Source organism: Micrococcus sp. 63XJN7_8_ISO-PGPR-S23-253 (assembly GCF_056173425.1).
Genome location: NZ_CM149673.1, coordinates 1,459,867 through 1,477,370 on the forward strand (window position 1 = coordinate 1,459,867; position 17,504 = coordinate 1,477,370).

At 74.1% G+C, this 17,504-nt stretch carries 13 protein-coding genes and 3 tRNA genes; 2 read left to right on the forward strand and 14 right to left on the reverse strand.

The features are described from left to right. Positions 1 to 74 precede the first annotated feature (74 nt). From murA to leuC, 3 genes are all read right to left on the reverse strand, one after another. A complete protein-coding gene (gene murA / locus AC0VX4_RS06740; protein ID WP_002856412.1) occupies positions 75 to 1,403 on the reverse strand; it encodes a UDP-N-acetylglucosamine 1-carboxyvinyltransferase in 1,329 nt (442 codons plus the stop codon). Between the two features lie 172 nt (positions 1,404 to 1,575). Next, positions 1,576 to 2,181 carry a 3-isopropylmalate dehydratase small subunit gene (gene leuD, locus AC0VX4_RS06745; protein WP_002856414.1) on the reverse strand — a complete coding sequence of 202 codons (606 nt, stop codon included), beginning with the start codon at positions 2,179 to 2,181 and terminating at the stop codon, positions 1,576 to 1,578. A 3-nt stretch (positions 2,182 to 2,184) separates the two neighbouring features. Further along, entirely contained in the window at positions 2,185 to 3,639 is a 1,455-nt protein-coding gene (leuC, locus tag AC0VX4_RS06750; protein ID WP_060973445.1) for a 3-isopropylmalate dehydratase large subunit, read from the reverse strand. A 228-nt stretch (positions 3,640 to 3,867) separates the two neighbouring features. Here leuC and AC0VX4_RS06755 point away from each other — a divergent pair, with 228 nt between their 5' ends. Further along, positions 3,868 to 4,644 carry an IclR family transcriptional regulator gene (locus AC0VX4_RS06755; RefSeq protein ID WP_002856418.1) on the forward strand — a complete coding sequence of 259 codons (777 nt, stop codon included), beginning with the start codon at positions 3,868 to 3,870 and terminating at the stop codon, positions 4,642 to 4,644. 123 nt (positions 4,645 to 4,767) lie between these two features. Beyond that, entirely contained in the window at positions 4,768 to 6,234 is a 1,467-nt protein-coding gene (locus AC0VX4_RS06760; RefSeq protein WP_144824285.1) for a UDP-glucose dehydrogenase family protein, read from the forward strand. 27 nt (positions 6,235 to 6,261) lie between these two features. Here AC0VX4_RS06760 and AC0VX4_RS06765 read toward each other — a convergent pair whose 3' ends face one another. The 11 genes from AC0VX4_RS06765 to AC0VX4_RS06815 form a co-directional block, all read right to left on the reverse strand. Next, a complete protein-coding gene (locus tag AC0VX4_RS06765; protein ID WP_475464151.1) occupies positions 6,262 to 7,410 on the reverse strand; it encodes a thiamine-phosphate kinase in 1,149 nt (382 codons plus the stop codon). Further along, positions 7,407 to 9,167 carry a GTPase gene (locus AC0VX4_RS06770; RefSeq protein ID WP_475464152.1) on the reverse strand — a complete coding sequence of 587 codons (1,761 nt, stop codon included), beginning with the start codon at positions 9,165 to 9,167 and terminating at the stop codon, positions 7,407 to 7,409. Before AC0VX4_RS06770 ends, AC0VX4_RS06765 begins: the two co-directional genes overlap by 4 nt. Beyond that, positions 9,164 to 10,972 carry a dynamin family protein gene (locus tag AC0VX4_RS06775; RefSeq protein ID WP_002854181.1) on the reverse strand — a complete coding sequence of 603 codons (1,809 nt, stop codon included), beginning with the start codon at positions 10,970 to 10,972 and terminating at the stop codon, positions 9,164 to 9,166. Before AC0VX4_RS06775 ends, AC0VX4_RS06770 begins: the two co-directional genes overlap by 4 nt. Before the next feature lie 113 nt (positions 10,973 to 11,085). Further along, positions 11,086 to 11,158: transfer RNA gene (locus AC0VX4_RS06780), tRNA-Glu, on the reverse strand. Positions 11,159 to 11,287: 129 nt separating this feature from the next. Then, a tRNA-Glu gene (locus tag AC0VX4_RS06785) sits at positions 11,288 to 11,360 on the reverse strand. Positions 11,361 to 11,415: 55 nt separating this feature from the next. Beyond that, positions 11,416 to 11,487 (reverse strand) — tRNA-Gln (locus AC0VX4_RS06790). Between the two features lie 119 nt (positions 11,488 to 11,606). After that, on the reverse strand, positions 11,607 to 12,371 hold the full coding sequence (locus AC0VX4_RS06795) for an HAD family hydrolase (RefSeq protein WP_002854182.1): 765 nt from the start codon (positions 12,369 to 12,371) through the stop codon (positions 11,607 to 11,609). Further along, on the reverse strand, positions 12,368 to 13,945 hold the full coding sequence (gene gltX / locus AC0VX4_RS06800) for a glutamate--tRNA ligase (protein ID WP_002854184.1): 1,578 nt from the start codon (positions 13,943 to 13,945) through the stop codon (positions 12,368 to 12,370). The genes AC0VX4_RS06795 and gltX overlap by 4 nt, the downstream gene beginning before the upstream one ends. A gap of 49 nt (positions 13,946 to 13,994) precedes the next feature. Further along, positions 13,995 to 14,789, reverse strand: coding sequence for a fumarylacetoacetate hydrolase family protein (locus AC0VX4_RS06805; RefSeq protein WP_002854185.1), 795 nt, complete (start codon positions 14,787 to 14,789; stop codon positions 13,995 to 13,997). A 195-nt stretch (positions 14,790 to 14,984) separates the two neighbouring features. Continuing rightward, positions 14,985 to 15,230: a YbdD/YjiX family protein gene (locus tag AC0VX4_RS06810; RefSeq protein ID WP_036334192.1), complete on the reverse strand. Its 246-nt coding sequence runs from the start codon at positions 15,228 to 15,230 to the stop codon at positions 14,985 to 14,987. Position 15,231: 1 nt separating this feature from the next. Beyond that, positions 15,232 to 17,493, reverse strand: coding sequence for a carbon starvation CstA family protein (locus tag AC0VX4_RS06815; protein ID WP_036334194.1), 2,262 nt, complete (start codon positions 17,491 to 17,493; stop codon positions 15,232 to 15,234). Positions 17,494 to 17,504 lie beyond the last annotated feature (11 nt).

The following is a 17,504-nucleotide window of genomic DNA, read 5'->3' on the forward strand; positions in this document are numbered from 1 at the left end:
GATCACGTAGGGGGCCCGCGCGGCACGCGTCGGACGACCCCCCGCGGCGGCAGGGCTCTGCGCGTCCACGCCGCTCACCGGTCGCGTTCGGTCAGCTCGACGTCGGCGCCGAGGCCCTCGAGCTTCGCCATGAAGTGCTCGTAGCCGCGGTTGATGATCTCCAGGCCCGTCGCCGTGGAGGTGCCCTCGGCGGTGAGGGCGGCGATCAGGTGGGAGAAACCGCCACGCAGGTCCGGGATGTCGAACTCGACGCCGTGCAGCGGCGTCGGGCCGGAGATCACGGCCGAGTGCAGGAAGTTGCGCTGACCGAAGCGGCACGGCACGGAGCCGAGGCACTCGCGGTGCAGCTGGATGGAGGCACCCATCCGCACGAGGGCGTCGGTGAAGCCGAAGCGGTTCTCGTACACGGTCTCGTGCACGATGGAGACCCCCTTGGCCTGGGTCAGCGCCACCACGAGGGGCTGCTGCCAGTCGGTCATGAAGCCGGGGTGCACGTCCGTCTCGAGCACGAGCGGGTTGAGATCGCCGCCGGCGTGCCAGAACCGGATGCCGTCGTCGACGACGTCGAACTCGCCGCCGATCTTGCGGTAGGTGTTCAGGAACGCCGTCAGGTCGCGCTGCTCGGCGCCGCGGACGTAGATGTCTCCGCGGGTGGCCAGGGCGGCGGAGGCCCACGAGGCGGACTCGTTGCGGTCGGGCAGCGCGATGTGGTTGTAGCCGCGCATCTCGCTCACGCCCTCGATGCGGATGGTGCGGTCCGTCTGCACGGTGATGATCGCGCCCATCTTCTGCAGGACGGCGATGAGGTCGTGGATCTCCGGCTCGACGGCGGCGCCCTTGAGCTCGGTGATGCCCTCGGCCTTCACGGCGGTCAGCAGCACCTGCTCGGTGGCTCCGACGGAGGGGTACGGCAGCTCGAGCTTGGCGCCGTGCAGGCCCTTGGGGGCGGAGATGGAGATGCCGCCCGGGCGCTTGTCCACGACGGCGCCGAAGTTGCGCAGCACGGCCAGGTGGTAGTCGATCGGGCGGTCGCCGATCTTGCAGCCGCCGAGGTCGGGGATGAAGGCCTCCCCGATCGCGTGCATGAGCGGGCCGCAGAAGAGGATCGGGATGCGCGAGTCGCCGGCGTGGGCGTCGATCTCGGCGGTCAGCGCCGACTTCACCCCGGCCGGGTCCATCGTGATCCGCCCGGTCTCCTTGTCCCACTCCACGGACACGCCGTGGATCTCGAGGAGGGAGCTGACGACGTCCACGTCCTTGATCTCCGGGATGTTCCGGAGCACGGACGGCGAGTTGCCGAGCAGGGCGGCCACCATGGCCTTGGGCACCAGGTTCTTGGCACCGCGCACGGTCACCTCACCGGTCAGCGGCTTGCCGCCATGGATGGTCAAGAGCTTCGCCATGCGCGTCCTTCCTCAGCGCGGCCGCGGGGCCACGGTCTCGGCCACTCCGCCGGAGCGGGGAGGTCTCTGAACGGGACCGCCCGCCGTGTGCGGCGGGCGGTCCCGGAATCGCCTCCCAGCATAGGGCGTCGCCGGGCACGCGCGGCAATGGTGCGCTCCCGGCGGCGGCCGGTCAGCCGGCCGTGCGGGCCGGCAGGGTGGTGGGCTTGTACGCGGGGCGGTTCGCCTCGTAGGCGTCGATCTCGTCCTGGTGCCCCAGGGTGACGGCGATGTCGTCCAGGCCCTCGAGCAGCCGGTGACGGGTGTCGTCGTCGATCTGGAAGGGGGCGGTCACATCCCCGCACTCGACGGTGCGTGTGACGAGGTCCACGGTGACCGGGGTCCCAGGACGGTTCTCCAGCTCCTTCCAGATGCGCTCGACGTCCTCCTGCTCCACCTGGGCCGCGACGAGCCCCTGTTTGGCGGAGTTGCCGCGGAAGATGTCCGCGAAGCGCGGGGAGATCACGGCGCGGAAGCCGTAGTCCTTGAGCGCCCACACGGCGTGTTCGCGCGAGGAGCCGGTGCCGAAGTCCGAGCCCGCCACGAGCACGGTGCCCCCGCTGAACGGCTCGGTGTTCAGGATGAAGTCGGGGTCCTGGCGCCAGCCGGCGAACAGGGCGTCCTCGAAGCCCGTGCGGGAGATCCGCTTGAGGTACACGGCCGGGATGATCTGGTCCGTGTCCACGTTCGAGGCGCGCAGCGGCACGCCGACGCCGGTGTGGGTGGTGAACTTGTCCATGGCTCAGGCCTCCTGGGGGGTGAGGGCGGGCAGGTCGGACGGGCTGGCGAGGCGGCCCAGCACGGCGGTGGCCGCGGCGACCACCGGGGACACCAGGTGGGTGCGCCCGCCCTTGCCCTGCCGGCCCTCGAAGTTGCGGTTGGAGGTGGACGCGCAGCGCTCCCCCGGGGAGAGCTGGTCCGGGTTCATGCCCAGGCACATGGAGCAGCCGGCGAACCGCCACTCAGCCCCGAAGTCCTCGAACACCCTGTCCAGGCCCTCGTCCATGGCCTGCAGCCGCACGCGCGCCGAGCCCGGCACGACCATGACGCGCAGCCCCTCGGCCTTGCGCCGGCCCCGGACGACCTCGGCGAACGCCCGCAGGTCCTCGATGCGGGAGTTGGTGCACGAGCCCATGAACACGGTGTCGACCTCGACCTGCTTCATCGGGGTGCCGGGGGCCAGGTCCATGTAGGACAGCGCCTTGCGGGCCGCCTCCTGGGCCACCGGGTCGGCGAAGTCCTCGGGCGCGGGGACGGTGTCGTTCAGGCTCACGCCCTGACCCGGGTTGGTGCCCCACGTGACGAACGGCTCCAACGTGTCCGCGTCGATGACCACCTCGGCGTCGAACTCCGCACCCTCGTCCGTGGCGAGGGTGCGCCAGTGCTCGACGGCGGCGTCCCAGTCGGCGCCCTCGGGGGCATGGGGCCGTCCCTTCAGGTAGGCGAAGGTGGTCTCGTCCGGGGCGACCATGCCGGCGCGGGCGCCGGCCTCGATGGACATGTTGCAGATGGTCATCCGGCCCTCCATGGAGAGGTTCCGGATGGCCTCACCGCGGTACTCGAGCACGAAGCCCTGGCCCCCGCCCGTGCCGATCTTCGCGATGACCGCGAGGATGATGTCCTTGGCCGTCACGCCCGGGCGCAGCGTGCCGTCCACGGTGACCGCCATGGTCTTGAAGGGCTTGAGCGGCAGGGTCTGGGTGGCCAGGACGTGCTCGACCTCGGAGGTGCCGATGCCGAACGCCAGGGCGCCGAACGCGCCGTGGGTGGAGGTGTGGGAGTCGCCGCAGACCACGGTGAGGCCGGGCTGGGTCAGACCCAGCTGGGGGCCGACGACGTGGACGATGCCCTGCTCGGCGTCGCCCAACGGGTGCAGGCGGACGCCGAACTCGGCGCAGTTGGCCCGCAGGGTCTCGATCTGGGTGCGCGAGGTGGGATCCGCGATCGGCTGGTCGATGTCCAGCGTCGGGGTGTTGTGGTCCTCCGTGGCGATGGTCAGGTCGGGCCGACGCACCGGACGCCCGGCCAGACGCAGCCCCTCGAAGGCCTGCGGGCTCGTCACCTCGTGCACGAGGTGCAGGTCGATGTAGAGCAGGTCGGGGGTGCGGGAGGCGCCCTCGCCCTCGCCGCGCACCACCACGTGTTCGTCCCAGACCTTCTCGGCCAGCGTCCTGGGTCGCGTCGTCGCCGTCGTCATCTGCCGCACCTTCCTGCTCACGCACCTGTCGGTCGTCGCCCGGCGCGGGGCGCCGGTGCTCACGGACCACTGTGGGGCGCGGCGGGGTCGTTCTCGACCACGGGGCGCGATATTCCATATCGTGAGATTTCGTCTCACATTCCGGAAGCAGCGGCGGCCGGCCCGGTCGCACATGACGCGCGCCGACACCCAAGGCCGTCCGCGCAGTGAGACGACTACGATCACCCCATGACCACCGAGCCCGTGCGCCCGCCCACCGAGGACGACCTCATCGGCCCCTCGCTCCACCGGCATCCCAGCGGTGTCGGCGTGGTGGACAAGTCGGTGGCGATCCTCGACGCGCTCGAGTCCGGCCCGGCCACGCTCGCCCAGCTCGTCACCGCCACCGGGATCGCGCGGCCCACGCTGCACCGGCTCGCGGCCGCCCTCACGCACCACCGCATGGTGGGCAAGGACCTGCAGGGCCGCTACGTGCTGGGCACCCGCCTGGCCGAACTCGCCTCCGCCGCCGGCGAGGACCGGCTCACGACGGCCTCCGGCCCGGTGCTGCTGTGGCTGCGTGATGCCACGGGAGAGAGTGCCCAGGTGTTCCGTCGGCAGGCGGACTCCCGCGTGTGCGTGGCCAGCGCGGAACGGCCCTGGGGCCTGCGCGACACCATCCCCGTGGGCGCCCGCATGTCCATGAAGGCCGGCTCCGCCGCGCAGGTGCTCCTGGCCTGGGAGGACCACGAGCGGCTCGTCGAGGGGCTGGCCGGCGCCGTCTTCACACCCACCGTCCTCGCGGCGGTGCGGCGGCGCGGCTGGGCCCAGTCCCTGGCCGAGCGTGAGCCCGGGGTCGCCTCGGTGTCGGCGCCGGTGCGCGGCCCCAGCGGCCGCGTCATCGCGGCGGTCTCGATCTCCGGCCCCCTCGAGCGGCTCTCCCGTCAGCCGGGCCGACTGCACGCGGACGCCGTCGTCTCCGCCGCGACGCGGCTCACCGAGCTCATCCGCGCCGGCGAGGCCTGAGGACCGCCCGCGCCACCGACGGGACGCGCCGCGGAGACACCCCGTTCTTCCCGCGTTCACCCGCGGGGCCTAGCGTCGGCCAGGTCCCCGACCGCCGTCCCCCGCACCACCGAGGAGTCCGCCGTGACCGAGACGACCGTGCCCGCCGCCCCCGCCGAGCAGGAGGCCGCGCCGCGGCTGTCCGTGATCGGCACGGGCTATCTGGGCGCCACGCACGCCGCCTGCATGGCCGAGCTGGGCTTCGAGGTGCTCGGCGTGGACGTGGACCCGGCCAAGATCGAGCGCCTGGCCCGCGGCGAGGTGCCCTTCCACGAACCCGGCCTGCCCGAGCTGCTGCGCACCCACGTCGCCTCCGGGCGGCTGCGCTTCACCACCGACGTCGCGGAGGCGGCCCGCTGGGCGGACGTCCACTTCATCGGCGTCGGCACCCCGCAGAAGGTGGGCGAGACCGCGGCGGACCTGAGCTATGTGGACGCCGCCGTCGCCTCCCTCGCCGGGGCGATCGACCGCGACGCGCTGATCGTCGGCAAGTCGACCGTGCCCGTGGGCACCGCGCGCCGCCTGGCCGAGCTCGTGCGCACCGTGCGCGCGGAGGCCGGACTGCCGGGCGAGGTCGAGCTGGCCTGGAACCCCGAGTTCCTGCGGGAGGGCTTCGCGGTGAGGGACACGCTCACCCCGGACCGCCTCGTCATCGGCACGCACGGGCCCCGCGCCGAGGGCGTCCTGCGCCGCGTCTACGCGCGGCAGCTCGCGGCCGACACCCCGTGGATCAGCACGGACCTCGAGACGGCCGAGCTGGTGAAGGTGGCCGCCAACGCCTTCCTGGCCACGAAGATCTCGTTCATCAACGCGTTCTCGGAGATCACCGAGAACGTGGGCGGGGACATCGGCACCCTCGCGGACGCGATCGGCCACGACGCGCGGATCGGACGCCGCTTCCTCAACGCGGGCGTGGGCTTCGGGGGCGGCTGCCTGCCCAAGGACATCCGCGCGCTCCAGGCCCGGGTCTCCGAGCTGGGCCTGGACCGGACCATGCGGTTCCTGGCGGAGGTGGACGACATCAACCTGCGCCGCCGCGACCGCGTGGTGGACCTGGCCGTGCAGGTGCTCTCCGCGGCGCGCGACGGCCGCGTCCGCCGGGCCGAGGCCTCCGGGACCGCCCCCACCCCCGCGAGCGTCCAGGTGCTCAACGGCACGCGGATCGCCGTGCTGGGCGTCACGTTCAAGCCGGACTCCGACGACGTCCGGGACTCCCCCGCCCTCGACGTCGCCAACCGCCTCTACACGGCCGGCGCCGACGTCCGCGTGTACGACCCCGAGGGCAACGCCAACGCGGCCGCCCGTTTCCCGCGGCTCGACTACGTGGACTCGCTCGACGCGGCCGTGGACGGCGCCGAGCTGACCCTGCTGCTGACCGAGTGGCGCCAGTTCCGGGAGATGGATCCGGACGCCGTGGGCGCACGCGTGGCCTCCCGCCTGCTGATCGACGGGCGCAACGTCCTGGACGTCGCATCGTGGCGCGAGCACGGGTGGGACGTCATCGGCCTCGGGCACCGCTTCGACCCGGAGCGACTCCTCCACTCGGCCTGACCCGCCCGCGGACCCCGGCCCGGACGCTCAGCCGCCGAACGGGTCCCAGCCGGACTCGGGCAGGGGCCGGTGCCCGGCCGGCGCCCGGGCCCCGGCCGGCACGAGCCGGCCGATCCGCGTGAACCCCCGGGGCAGCTCGGTCTCGGGCCACGCCAGCCCCAGGAGGCCGTAGTCCTCGCCCCCGCCGGTCACGAGCGCCTCCGGGCTGGTCCCGGCCAGGGCGGCCACGCGGCGCAGGGGTGCGGCGGCCTCCGCCAGCCAGGCCTCGTCCAGCCACGGTGCCGGCGCGGGGCCGGTCCCGCCGGTGGCGGCCGCCATGCGGTGCGCGTCCTTGCCCAGGCCGTCGGAGACGTCCATGAGGGTGAGCAGGCCGGCCGCCACCGCGGCGGGCCCGAGGGCCAGCGGCGGGCGGGGTCGCAGCTGGGCGCGGACGGCGCGGGCGAGCTCCTGCAGTGACGGCCGGTCGGCGGCGGGGAGGGCGTCCGCCCGTCGCTCCAGCTCCGTGCGGTCGGTGAGCAGCAGGGCGAGCCCACCCGCGGCCCACCCCGGCCCCGGGGGCGCGGCGGCCCGGGGACCCCCCGGCAGCGCCTGGGCATGGACGAGGTCGGCGCCCTCGGCGAGCACGCGGTCCCGGTCCGCCGCGGCCGGCGTGCGGCACAGCACGCCGCTGGGGTGCGGGTCCCCGAGCACCGTCACCGCGGCGTGGACCCGTCCGCCGGTGCCCAGGTCGCCCCCGGCCACCCGGCAGTCCGGCGCGCCGAGGTGACGCACCGCGCCCACGATGCCCGCGGCGAACGACCGCACCCAGGCGACCGGCGTCGTCGGCGGCAGGGTGAGGGCGGTGACGAGGGCGGAGGCGGTCCCGCCCATCGCGTTGACGTCCGAGAGGTTCTGGGCGACGGCCTTCCAGCCGGCGTCGTAGCCGCGGGTGCGGGGGCCGGCGGGCCAGCGGTGCAGGAAGTCCGTGCCCTCCCCCATCGCGTCCGTGGAGATGAGCGTCCCGCCGCGGGGCGCGGGCACGAGGGCGGCGTCGTCGCCCGGGGCGACGGTGCCGGCGGGCCAGTGGCCGTCCCGGACGGCGGGGGCGAGCCCGGTCAGGACGACCTCCAGCAGCTCGGACTCCGTGAGGTCGCCGACGGTCGCCCCCGCCGCAGCCGCGGGGTCGCGCACCGTCACCGGCGGCCCCGCCGGACCGGGAGGCCGGAGGCCCGGGCGAGGGCGTCGCGGAAGGCGTGGAAGCGGTCCACCTCGGCGCGCACCGGGTCGACGACGAGCCGCCGGCCGACGTCGGTGGTCGCCTCCTCGAGGCGGCGGCGCGCGCGGCGTCCCCGCGCGGCGGCGGTCCACCGGGTCAGGGGGATCGCCAGCAGGGCCAGCAGCACGCCGAGCGCGAGGCCGCCGACGAGCAGCAGCGTCGGGAGGGGGAAGCCCTCGACCGTGGGCGCGGGCGGCAGGGGGAACTGCAGGTACCCCGCCAGCGCGAGGACGCCCAGCCAGCCGGCGCCGACGACGGCGGTGAGGAGGGCGAGCCACTGCAGCACGTCCAGCACGGGGTGCCACCAGCTGCCCCGACCGGCCCCGAGGTCGGTGGCGGCGATCGCCTGGTCCACGGCGCCGGGGAGCTCCTCGGCGTGCTCCCGGCCCGCGCGGCGGATGGCGGCGGCCCACGGCTCGGAGGCTCCCGCGCCGGCCGCGGCGGCCAGCGTGCGGACCGCGCCGTCGACGACGGCCCGCTGGGTGCCCGAGCGCTCGGGCAGGGAGGTGCGGTGCAGCGCGGGGTCGCGGGCGACCTCGTCCCGGTCGCGGCGGGGGGCGGTGCGCTCGGGCATCAGGTGCAGGCGCCGCAGGGGGTCCGCGCGGAAGGAGTGCATCCAGCGCAGCACGGGCCAGCTGGTGCGCTTGGCCGAGCGCAGCCGGTACGAGCCCTCGACCGCCCGGACGACGGCCGGCACGCCGCCGGCCACGGCCAGCTCGCGCCCGAGCCGCTGCTCGTCCCCGGGCCCGACGCCGGCCGGCTCGCCCTCGCCCGAGGCGGCGGCGAGGTCCGCGGCACGGGCCGCGACGTCCGCGCCCAGGCGCTCGGCGGCCGCGCCGCGCTGGGCGACGATCGCCGCAACCTGCCGGCCGACCTCCTCGAGGCCCTCCCCCGTGCGCGCGGACACGGGCAGCACCCGGACGTCGCCGAGGCCGTGCCCCGAGAGCATCCGGCGCAGCGAGGCCAGCACGACGTCCCGGTCCCGCACCGAGAGCCGGTCCACCTGGTTGAGCAGCACGAGGGTGACGGCCGCGTGCGAGCCCATGGTGGCCAGGAACTCGCGGTGCAGCACGGCGTCCGCGTACTTCTCCGGGTCCACGACCCACACCAGCACGTCCACGTGGCCGGCCAGCCGGGAGGTGATCTCGCGGTTGCCCCGCTCGACCGAGTCGATGTCCGGCAGGTCCAGCAGGATCAGGCCGGTGGCGTCGGCGCCGTCACGGCGGCCGAGGCCGAGGAAGCCGGGGCGGCCGTCGTCGAGCACGGGCGCCTCGTCCAGCAGGTGGCGGCGGCGCACGCCGAGCCAGTCGAGCAGGGCGGCCGCGCCGCCGCCCTCGCCGGTGCCGTCGCCGTGCTCCGCGTCCGAGTCCAGGCCCTGTCCCCGGCCCACGCCCCAGACCGCGGCGAGTGGCTCGGACGTGGTGGGCCGGGTGGCGGCCACGCGGGCCAGGTCGCGGCCGGTGAGCGCGTTGAACAGGGAGGACTTGCCGGAGCCCGTCGCCCCGAAGAACCCGACCACGGTGTGCTCCGCGGAGAGTGCCTGGCGCTCCCCGGCCGCGCGCACAACCGCGTCGGCCCCGGCCACGACGTCCTCGGGCAGGCGGCCCGCGGCCAGCTCGGCGGCCTCGCCGAGGGCGTCCAGGCGGGGGGCCAGGGCGGGGGTGTCGCGGCGGCTCATCGGGGCTCCTCCCCCGCCTCGGCGGCGGACGGGGCGTGCTCGGGCCCGGTCGGGCCGTCGACGCCGGCGGCCACCCCGCGGCGCAGCACCGGCACGAGGGCGCGCAGCTCCTCGGTGGCCTGCGGCTCGCGCTCGAGGTGGAGCAGCGGCAGGAAGCGGTCCGCGAGCACGGTCTCGAGGAAGGCCCGCACGCGGCGCTCGAGCAGCTCATCGGCCCGCCGGGCCATGCGGCGCACGGCGTCCTCGCCGAAGATCGACTCGAGCAGCTTCTGCCCGACGACGGCGGCGCCGCCGGCGATGCCGACCTCGATGCCCGCGAGTCCGCCGGTGGAGGCGAACGAGATGATCATGAGGGCCACGGCCGCGCCGTTCACGCCGGTGGCCGCCAGGCGGGCGCGCGTGCGCTTGCCCGCGCCCTCCTCCTGGATCAGCGCCAGCACGTCCGACTGCCAGTCCCGCACGACGTCGGCCGCCCGCGCCGACGCGTCCGGCGTCAGGGCACCCAGGTCGCGCCCGGCCACGAGGGCCCGGCCCGCCGGCTCGGACGCCCAGCGCCGCTCGATCTGCTCGGCGGCCGCGGCGGCCGCCTCGACCATCACGGCGTGCAGGCCGGTCTCCAGTGCGGTCTCGACCTCCTCGGGCGGTGCCGGGCGCCCGCGCACCAGGGCGCCGAGGCGGTCCCGCAGCCGGCCGATCGTGGTCTCGACGCCGCGGAAGAACTCCCCCGTGCCGACGAAGTCCTGCCAGCGGGAGAGCACCTCGCCGCGCAGCAGCGTGCCGTCCGAGGTGGCCTCGCGGACCCGGCCGACGGCCTGGTCCGTGGAGTCCCCCACGATCCGGGCGAGCAGGTCCGCGGCATGCCGCTGCTCCTCCTCGGCCCGGGCCAGGTCGGCGACGCGGGCGGCCAGCTGGCCCAGCACGCCGTCCACGGTCCGGCGGGCGACGGCGCCGCGCGCCTGGGCGTCGGCGGCGAGGGTCTCGAGCCAGGCGCGCAGGCCCGCGACGTGCTCCTGCGGGAGCAGGCCGCGCTCGTCGAAGCGGGTCTCGGGGATCACGTGGATCCGGGCGTCGGCGAGGCCGCGCTCGGTGAGCATGCGCCGCAGGTCCGGGGTGATGTCCTCCGCCGCACCCTCGGGCACGCGACCGAGCACGACGGCCACGGTGATGTCGCGGGCGGCGGCCTCGTCCAGCAGCTGCCAGGGCACGGCGTCGGCGTAGCGGTGCGCCGTCGTCGTGAAGATCCACAGGTCGGCGGCTTCGAGGAGCTGCCGGGCCAGCGCGCGGTTCTGGTCCGCCACGGAGTCGATGTCCGGGGCGTCCACGAGGGCGATGCCCGAGGGCAGTGCGGGCTCGGCCACGAGCGCGACCGTGTCCATCGCGGACTGGTCGGGTTCGACGGGGCCGGCGGCCGCGTCGCGGTGCACGCTGACGCGGGCGAGGTCGGGCAGCACCCGCGGGCCCGTGAACCAGTGGGCGTCGGCGGGGTTGTGCAGCAGCAGAGGCTGCCGCGTGGTGGGCCGCAGGGCGGAGGAGCGGGAGACCTCGTGGCCGACGAGCGCGTTCACCAGCGTGGACTTGCCCGCACCCGTGGAGCCGCCGACGACGGCCAGCAGCGGCGCGTCGAGCGAGTCGAGGCGGGGCATCACGTAGTCGTCGATCTGGTGCAGGGTGCGCTCGCGCTCGGCGCGGTCCTGCCCCGCGGTAACGGTCTCGAAGGGCAGCTCGAGCGCGGCGAGGTGCTCGCGCACGCGACGGACGGCCGTGTCGACACCGAGGTCTGGGGCGTTCTGATCCGTGTGTGGCACGTGGGCCATCGTCTCACGGGCGCGCGCCGGCCAACCATCCCGCCGGCCCGGCGGACGGAGCCCGGAGACGACGGAAGCCCGGTCCGCAGGGACCGGGCTTCCTGTCACTCGGGTGACCCCAGCGGGATTTGAACCCGCGTTACCGCCGTGAGAGGGCGGCGTACTAGGCCGCTATACGATGGGGCCGAGCGCGCTGTCCGCGTGTGCGGAAGCGATGCCGTGGAGACCTTCTTCTGCGCCTGCGTCTCCTGTTCAGGCGGCGGATGCGTTCATCCGCCCGTGCCGTTCCGGTCGGAGGACCGGGCGGCGACTGCGTGACCCCAGCGGGATTTGAACCCGCGTTACCGCCGTGAGAGGGCGGCGTACTAGGCCGCTATACGATGGGGCCGTGCGCCACGTCCGAGCGTCTCCGCCCGTGCGCGTTCACTGAGTCCGAAGACTCGCTGGGGTACCAGGACTCGAACCTAGAATGACGGTACCAGAAACCGTTGTGTTGCCAATTACACCATACCCCACTGTCGGTCAAGCATGCCTGACCGATGTGCATCATATTCATGAGCTCGGTGTTCCCGGATCTCTCCGGCAACGAGTAAGAACTCTACACCCTCCGGGCGGCGTGTGCAAAACCGACGGGTCAGGCCTCCAGCCAGGTCCGCAGCCCGCCGATCGCCCGCATCCGCCAGCACGCGTGCTCCTCGTCCCAGAGCGGCTCCTCCGCCCCGCCGTGGGCGGGGGCGTCGGGGCTCATCCACACCGGAACGAGCCCCGCCGACCGGGCCCCCTCGACGTCGTGACGCAGGCTGTCCCCCACCATGAGGGTGCGCCCCGGGTCCGCGCCCAGACGGGAGCAGCCGGCCAGGAAGGGGGCCGGGTCCGGCTTCGGGGCCCCGGCCGTATCCGAGCCGATCAGCACCTCGACCCACTCCAGACCGAGGGCGTCGGCCTTGCCGCGCTGGTAGGTCTCCACGTTGTTCGTGACGATCCCCACGCCACGGCCTGTTCCCCGCACCTCGGCGAGCACGTCGGCGGTCGCGGGGAACAGTGCCCAGTGCCCGCGCACGACCTCCTCGTAGTCGGTGGTCCACAGGCCGTCGAGCGGGGTCGCCGCGTCCTCGGGCACACCGAGTGCGCGCAGGGCGTCGGCCACGCGGGCCAGCCGCTGCTCCTCGAACGTCAGCTCCCCGGCCACGTAGCGCCCGTAGTGGCCGCCGGCGTCGGACGCGAAGGCCTCGGTGGCCTCGGCCAGCACCGCCGGGTCGACGTCGGCGGCCCCGGCCCACTGCCGACGCACCGTCGCGTCGAACGCGGCGTGCTGGGCGGAGCGCAGATCCAGCAGGGTGTCGTCCAGGTCGAAGAGGACGGCGTCCCAGGCCGGCGGCGCGGGCGCGCCCCGGCTCATGCGTCGGCGGGCGGGTCCTGGTCCCGGCCCTGCTCCGCGGCGAAGCGGTCCAGACGGGCGAGCGCGGAGTCCCGGCCCAGGATCTCGAGCGACTCGAAGAGCGGCGGGGACACCTTGCGGCCGGTCACCGCGACGCGCACCGGGCCGAACGCCTGGCGCGGCTTGAGGCCCAGGCCGTCGATGAGGGCCGCCCGCAGCGCCGCCTCGATGCGCTCGGTGGTGAACTCGTCCTCGGGCAGGGCGGCCAGCGCCTCCCGAGCTGCGGCGACGGCGGCGCCCAGGTCCGCCGGCATGCCCTTGAGGGCGCCCTCGGCGGTCCGGACGTCCCGATCCGCCGTGAAGAGGAAGGCGAGCATCTCGACGGCCTCGCCGAGCAGCTGCACGCGCTCCTGCACGAGCGGAGCCGCGGCGGTGAGGACCTCCATCTCCCGCTCCGTCAGGTGCTCGCCCACGAGGCCGGCCGCGTGCAGGTAGGGCACGAGACGGTCACGGAAGTCGGCCACGTCGAGCATGCGCACGTGCGTGCCGTTGATCGCGATCGCCTTCTTCTCGTCGAAGCGGGCGGGGTTGGCCAGCACCTTGTGCACGTCGAAGTGCTCCACGAACTGCTGCGGGGTGAAGATGTCCTCGTCCGCGGAGAGGGACCAGCCCAGCAGGCCGAGGTAGTTCAGCAGGCCCTCCGGGATGAAGCCGTTGTCCCGGTGCAGGAACAGGTTGGCCTGCGGATCGCGCTTGGACAGCTTCTTGTTGCCCTCGCCCATCACGTAGGGCAGGTGGCCGAACACCGGCATGTACCGGGCGACGCCGATCGCGTGCAGGGCGCGGTAGAGCGCGATCTGGCGCGGAGTGGACGAGAGCAGGTCCTCGCCGCGCAGCACGTGGGTGATGCCCATGAGCGCGTCGTCCACCGGGTTCACGAGGGTGTACAGCGGCGAGCCGTCCGCGCGGACCACCACGAAGTCCGGCACGGAGCCGGCCTTGAAGGTGATCTCCCCGCGCACCAGGTCGGTGAAGGTGATGTCCTCGTCCGGCATGCGCAGCCGCCAGACCGGCGCGCGGCCCTCGGCCTCGAAGGCGGCGATCTGCTCGTCCGTGAGGTCACGGTCGTGACCGTCGTAGCCGAGCTTGGGGTCGCGGCCGGCGGCCCGGTGACGGGCCTCCGTCTCCTCGGGGCTCGAGTAGGACGGGTAGATGTGCCCGCCGGCCTTGAGCTTCTCGATCACGTCCGCGTAGATCTGCCCGCGCTGGGACTGACGGTACGGCTCGTGCGGGCCGCCGACCTCGACGCCCTCGTCCCAGTCGATCCCGAGCCAGCGCATCGCCTCGAGCAGCTGCTGGTAGGACTCCTCCGAGTCGCGCTTGGCGTCCGTGTCCTCGATGCGGAACACGAGGGTGCCGCCGGTGTGCCGCGCCCAGCCCCAGTTGAACAGGACCGTGCGGATCAACCCCACGTGGGGGGTGCCGGTGGGCGAGGGGGCGAAGCGCACGCGCACGGGGGTCTCGGCGTCCACCTGGGGGACGTCGGCGAAGGGGGCGGGGGCGTTCTCGGACACGGGAGCGGTGGCGTCAGTCATGATGCCCCGAGTCTACGCGGGGCCCGGACGCCGCCGTCGAGCGCCTGCGTCAGCGGCGGAAGACGGTGGCGAGGACGCCGATGCCCTCGACCTCGGCCTCGACGCGCTGGCCCTCCTGGACCGTCCCGACCCCGCCCGGGGTGCCGGTCAGGATCACGTCGCCGGGCAGGAGGGTGAACATCTCCGAGGCCGCGGCCACGAGCTCGCGGACGCCGAAGACCATGTCCGCGGTCATGCCGTCCTGGCGGGTCTCACCGTCGAGGCGGGACGTGATGCGCAGGCCGCCGGCCGGCTCCACGTCCAGCTCGGTCTCGATCCACGGGCCCAGCGGACAGGCACCGTCGAAGCCCTTGGCGCGGGCCCACTGCAGGTCGGTGCGCTGGGCGTCGCGGGCGGTGAGGTCGTTGCCCACGGTGTAGCCGAACACGACGTCGTCCACGCGGCTCACCGGCACGTCCTTGCAGATGGTGCCGATGACGACGGCGAGCTCGGCCTCGTAGGAGACCTCGTCCGACCAGCTGGGCAGGGTCACGGGCTCGTTCGGCCCCACGACGGCGGTGTTCGGCTTGAGGAAGAACTGCGGCGAGGCGGGGACCTCGTTGCCGAGCTCCTTCGCGTGGTCGGCCCAGTTGCGGCCGACGCCCACGATCTTCGAGCGCGGGATGATCGGGGCCACGAGACGCACATCCTCGAGGCGGTGCGTGGTGCCGGTGGGCTGGATCCCGTGGAAGAACGGGTCGCCCTGCAGGGCGGTGATGCTCAGCTCGGAGGGGTCGGCGTCGGCCGGGCCCTCCACGATGCCGTAGGTCGGTTCGGCCTGGTCCACGAAACGGGCGATGCGCATGGCCGCCAGCCTAGTGGGTGAGCGGCGGGCGCCGTCGCCGGGCACCCCAACCCGATGCCGACCCCGCTGACGCCGCGAGCCAGACGATTCGGCCTCGCCCGACGGTCCGGGGCGACCGATTCGTCTGGCTCGCGGGCGGATTCGTCTGGCTCAGCGGGGTGCGGTGCGGTGCGGCGCGGTGCGGGTCGAGACCCCTCAGCAGCAGCGGCTGCCCGGATTGGCCTCCTGGCGCGCGTACTCGGCCCGCCAGAACTCCCGCTCGGTCATCGGCGCGCGCTCCGGATGGTGGGCCCGGTGGTGGGCCACGTACGCGTCGTACTTCCCCTCTCCGGAGAGCTGGCGGACCCACCAGCGCGCCCGGGCCCACACCCCGGGCCGAGACGGGCCGGCCGGGCCCTCCGCGGTGGAGGGCCCGGCCGGCGTCGCGCGTGGATCGGCCACGTCAGTGACCCCGCACCGGCTGCTTCTCCGCCGGCAGGGCGTCCCACTGCCGCTGCAGCTCCTTCTCCTCGGCCGTGGCGAACAGCCCGGCCGGGGCGAAGCGCTGCGAGGGCATGTACGGGTCCTGGTGGTCGATGACCTCGGTGCCGCGGAAGGCGCGCACCGTGGCGAGCACCGACGTCGTGATGACGATCAGCGCCAACACCAGGAAGACGATCGAGAGCGTGCCCTGGATGGCCGTGTTCCGGACCACAGCCTCCATGGCCGGCACGGACTTCGCGGCGCCGAAGCTCGTCTTCCCCGCCGCCAGCGCGTCCTGGAACGCGCGATGCTGCGCCCAGTAGCCCACCGCCGGGATGGAGGAGAAGATCTTCTGGAACGACGCCACGGTGGTGACCACGGTGATGAACGCCAGCGGCAGCGCCACGATCCACAGGCCCCGGAAGTCCCGGCGGCGCGCGACGATCGTCAGGACGACGGCGAGCGCGATCGCCGCGAGCAGCTGGTTGGCGATGCCGAACAGCGGGAACAGCGTGTTGATGCCGCCCAGCGGATCGGTGACGCCCATGATCAGCACAGCGCCCCACGCGGCCACCATGATGGCCGTGCAGACCCACGCGCCCACGCGCCACGAGGTGTCCTTGAAGCGCGGGACCACGTTGCCCAGGGAGTCCTGCAGCATGAACCGGGCCACGCGGGTGCCGGCGTCGACGGCGGTGAGGATGAACAGCGCCTCGAACATGATCGCGAAGTGGTACCAGAAGCCCATGAGCGCGTCGCCGCCCACGAGCTGGCCCATGATGTGCGCCAGGCCGACCGCGAGGGTGGGGGCGCCGCCGGTGCGGGAGACCACGGTCTCCTCGCCCACGAGGTCGGCCAGGTGGGTCAGGTCCCCGGGGGCGAGGTTCACCCCGGCCAGGCCGAGGCCCATGACGAAGTCGGCGGCGGTCTCCGGGGTGCCGCCGGTGAGGGCGGCCGGGGAGTTCATGGCGAAGTAGATGCCGCGGTCGAGCGAGACGGCGGCCACGAGCGCCATGATGGCCACGAAGGCCTCCATGAGCATGCCGCCGTAGCCGATGAAGCGGGTCTGGCGCTCCTTCTCCACCATCTTGGGCGTCGTGCCCGAGGCGATCAGCGCGTGGAAGCCGGACAGCGCACCGCACGCGATGGTGACGAACAGGAACGGGAACAGCGAACCGGGCCACACCGGGCCGGTCTGGCCCGAGGCGAACTCGGAGAACGCGGGGGTGCCGATGCGCGGCTGCACGACGACGATGGCCAGCGCGAGACCGGCGATCACGCCGATCTTCATGAAGGTGGACAGGTAGTCGCGCGGCGCGAGCAGCAGCCACACGGGCAGCACGGCCGCGACGAACCCGTAGATGATCACGGCCCAGGCGATGGTGGTGCGGTCCAGGGTGAACAGGGCCGCGCCCCACTCGGTCCCGGCCACCCAGCCGCCGCCGATGATGGCCGCCAGGAGCAGGACGAACCCGATCACGGAGATCTCGGTGATGCGGCCCGGGCGGATCCAGCGCAGGTACACGCCCATGAAGAGCGCGATCGGGATGGTCATGGCCACGGAGAACACGCCCCACGGGGACTCGCCCAGGGCGTTGACCACCACGAGGGCCAGGATGGCCGTGATGATCACCATGATCAGCAGGGTCGCGACGATCGCGGCGGTGCCCCCGACGCGGCCCAGCTCGTCCCGGGCCATCTGACCGAGCGAGCGGCCGCCGCGGCGCATCGAGAAGAACAGGACGAGGTAGTCCTGGACCGCGCCGGCCAGGATCACGCCGACGATGATCCAGATGGTGCCGGGCAGATAGCCCATCTGCGCGGCGAGCACGGGGCCCACGAGCGGACCGGCGCCGGCGATGGCCGCGAAGTGGTGGCCGTAGAGCACGCGGCGGTCGGTGGCCACGTAGTCCCGGCCGTCGGCCCGGTACTCGGCCGGGGTGGCGCGGGTGTCGTCCGGGTGGACGATCATGCGCTCGACGTACTTCGAGTAGAAGCGGTAGCCGATCGCGAACGTCGCCACGGCGGCGAACACGAACCAGATCGCGTTGATCGTCTCACCGCGGTGCAGGGCGAGCATGGTCCAGGCGACGCCGCCGAGCAGGGCGACGGCCACCCAGACGGCGATCTTCACGGGCGTCCAGCGGGGCCGGTCGGCGGCCTCGGTGGGCGGGAGGTCATCCGGCGTCGGAGCCGGATGTGGGGCGCCCTCGGCGGGCGCGGAGGAGCGGTGCGAGCTCACGGGGGTCTCCG

Coding starts and splice junctions, on each gene's coding strand:
- leuD (WP_002856414.1), bottom strand. CDS start 2,181: ATGGACAAGTTCACCACCCACACCGGCGTCGGCGTGCCGCTGCGCGCC.
- murA (WP_002856412.1), bottom strand. CDS start 1,403: ATGGCGAAGCTCTTGACCATCCATGGCGGCAAGCCGCTGACCGGTGAG.
- AC0VX4_RS06795 (WP_002854182.1), bottom strand. CDS start 12,371: ATGAGCCGGGGCGCGCCCGCGCCGCCGGCCTGGGACGCCGTCCTCTTC.
- AC0VX4_RS06770 (WP_475464152.1), bottom strand. CDS start 9,167: ATGAGCCGCCGCGACACCCCCGCCCTGGCCCCCCGCCTGGACGCCCTC.
- gltX (WP_002854184.1), bottom strand. CDS start 13,945: ATGACTGACGCCACCGCTCCCGTGTCCGAGAACGCCCCCGCCCCCTTC.
- AC0VX4_RS06805 (WP_002854185.1), bottom strand. CDS start 14,789: ATGCGCATCGCCCGTTTCGTGGACCAGGCCGAACCGACCTACGGCATC.
- leuC (WP_060973445.1), bottom strand. CDS start 3,639: ATGACGACGGCGACGACGCGACCCAGGACGCTGGCCGAGAAGGTCTGG.
- AC0VX4_RS06755 (WP_002856418.1), top strand. CDS start 3,868: ATGACCACCGAGCCCGTGCGCCCGCCCACCGAGGACGACCTCATCGGC.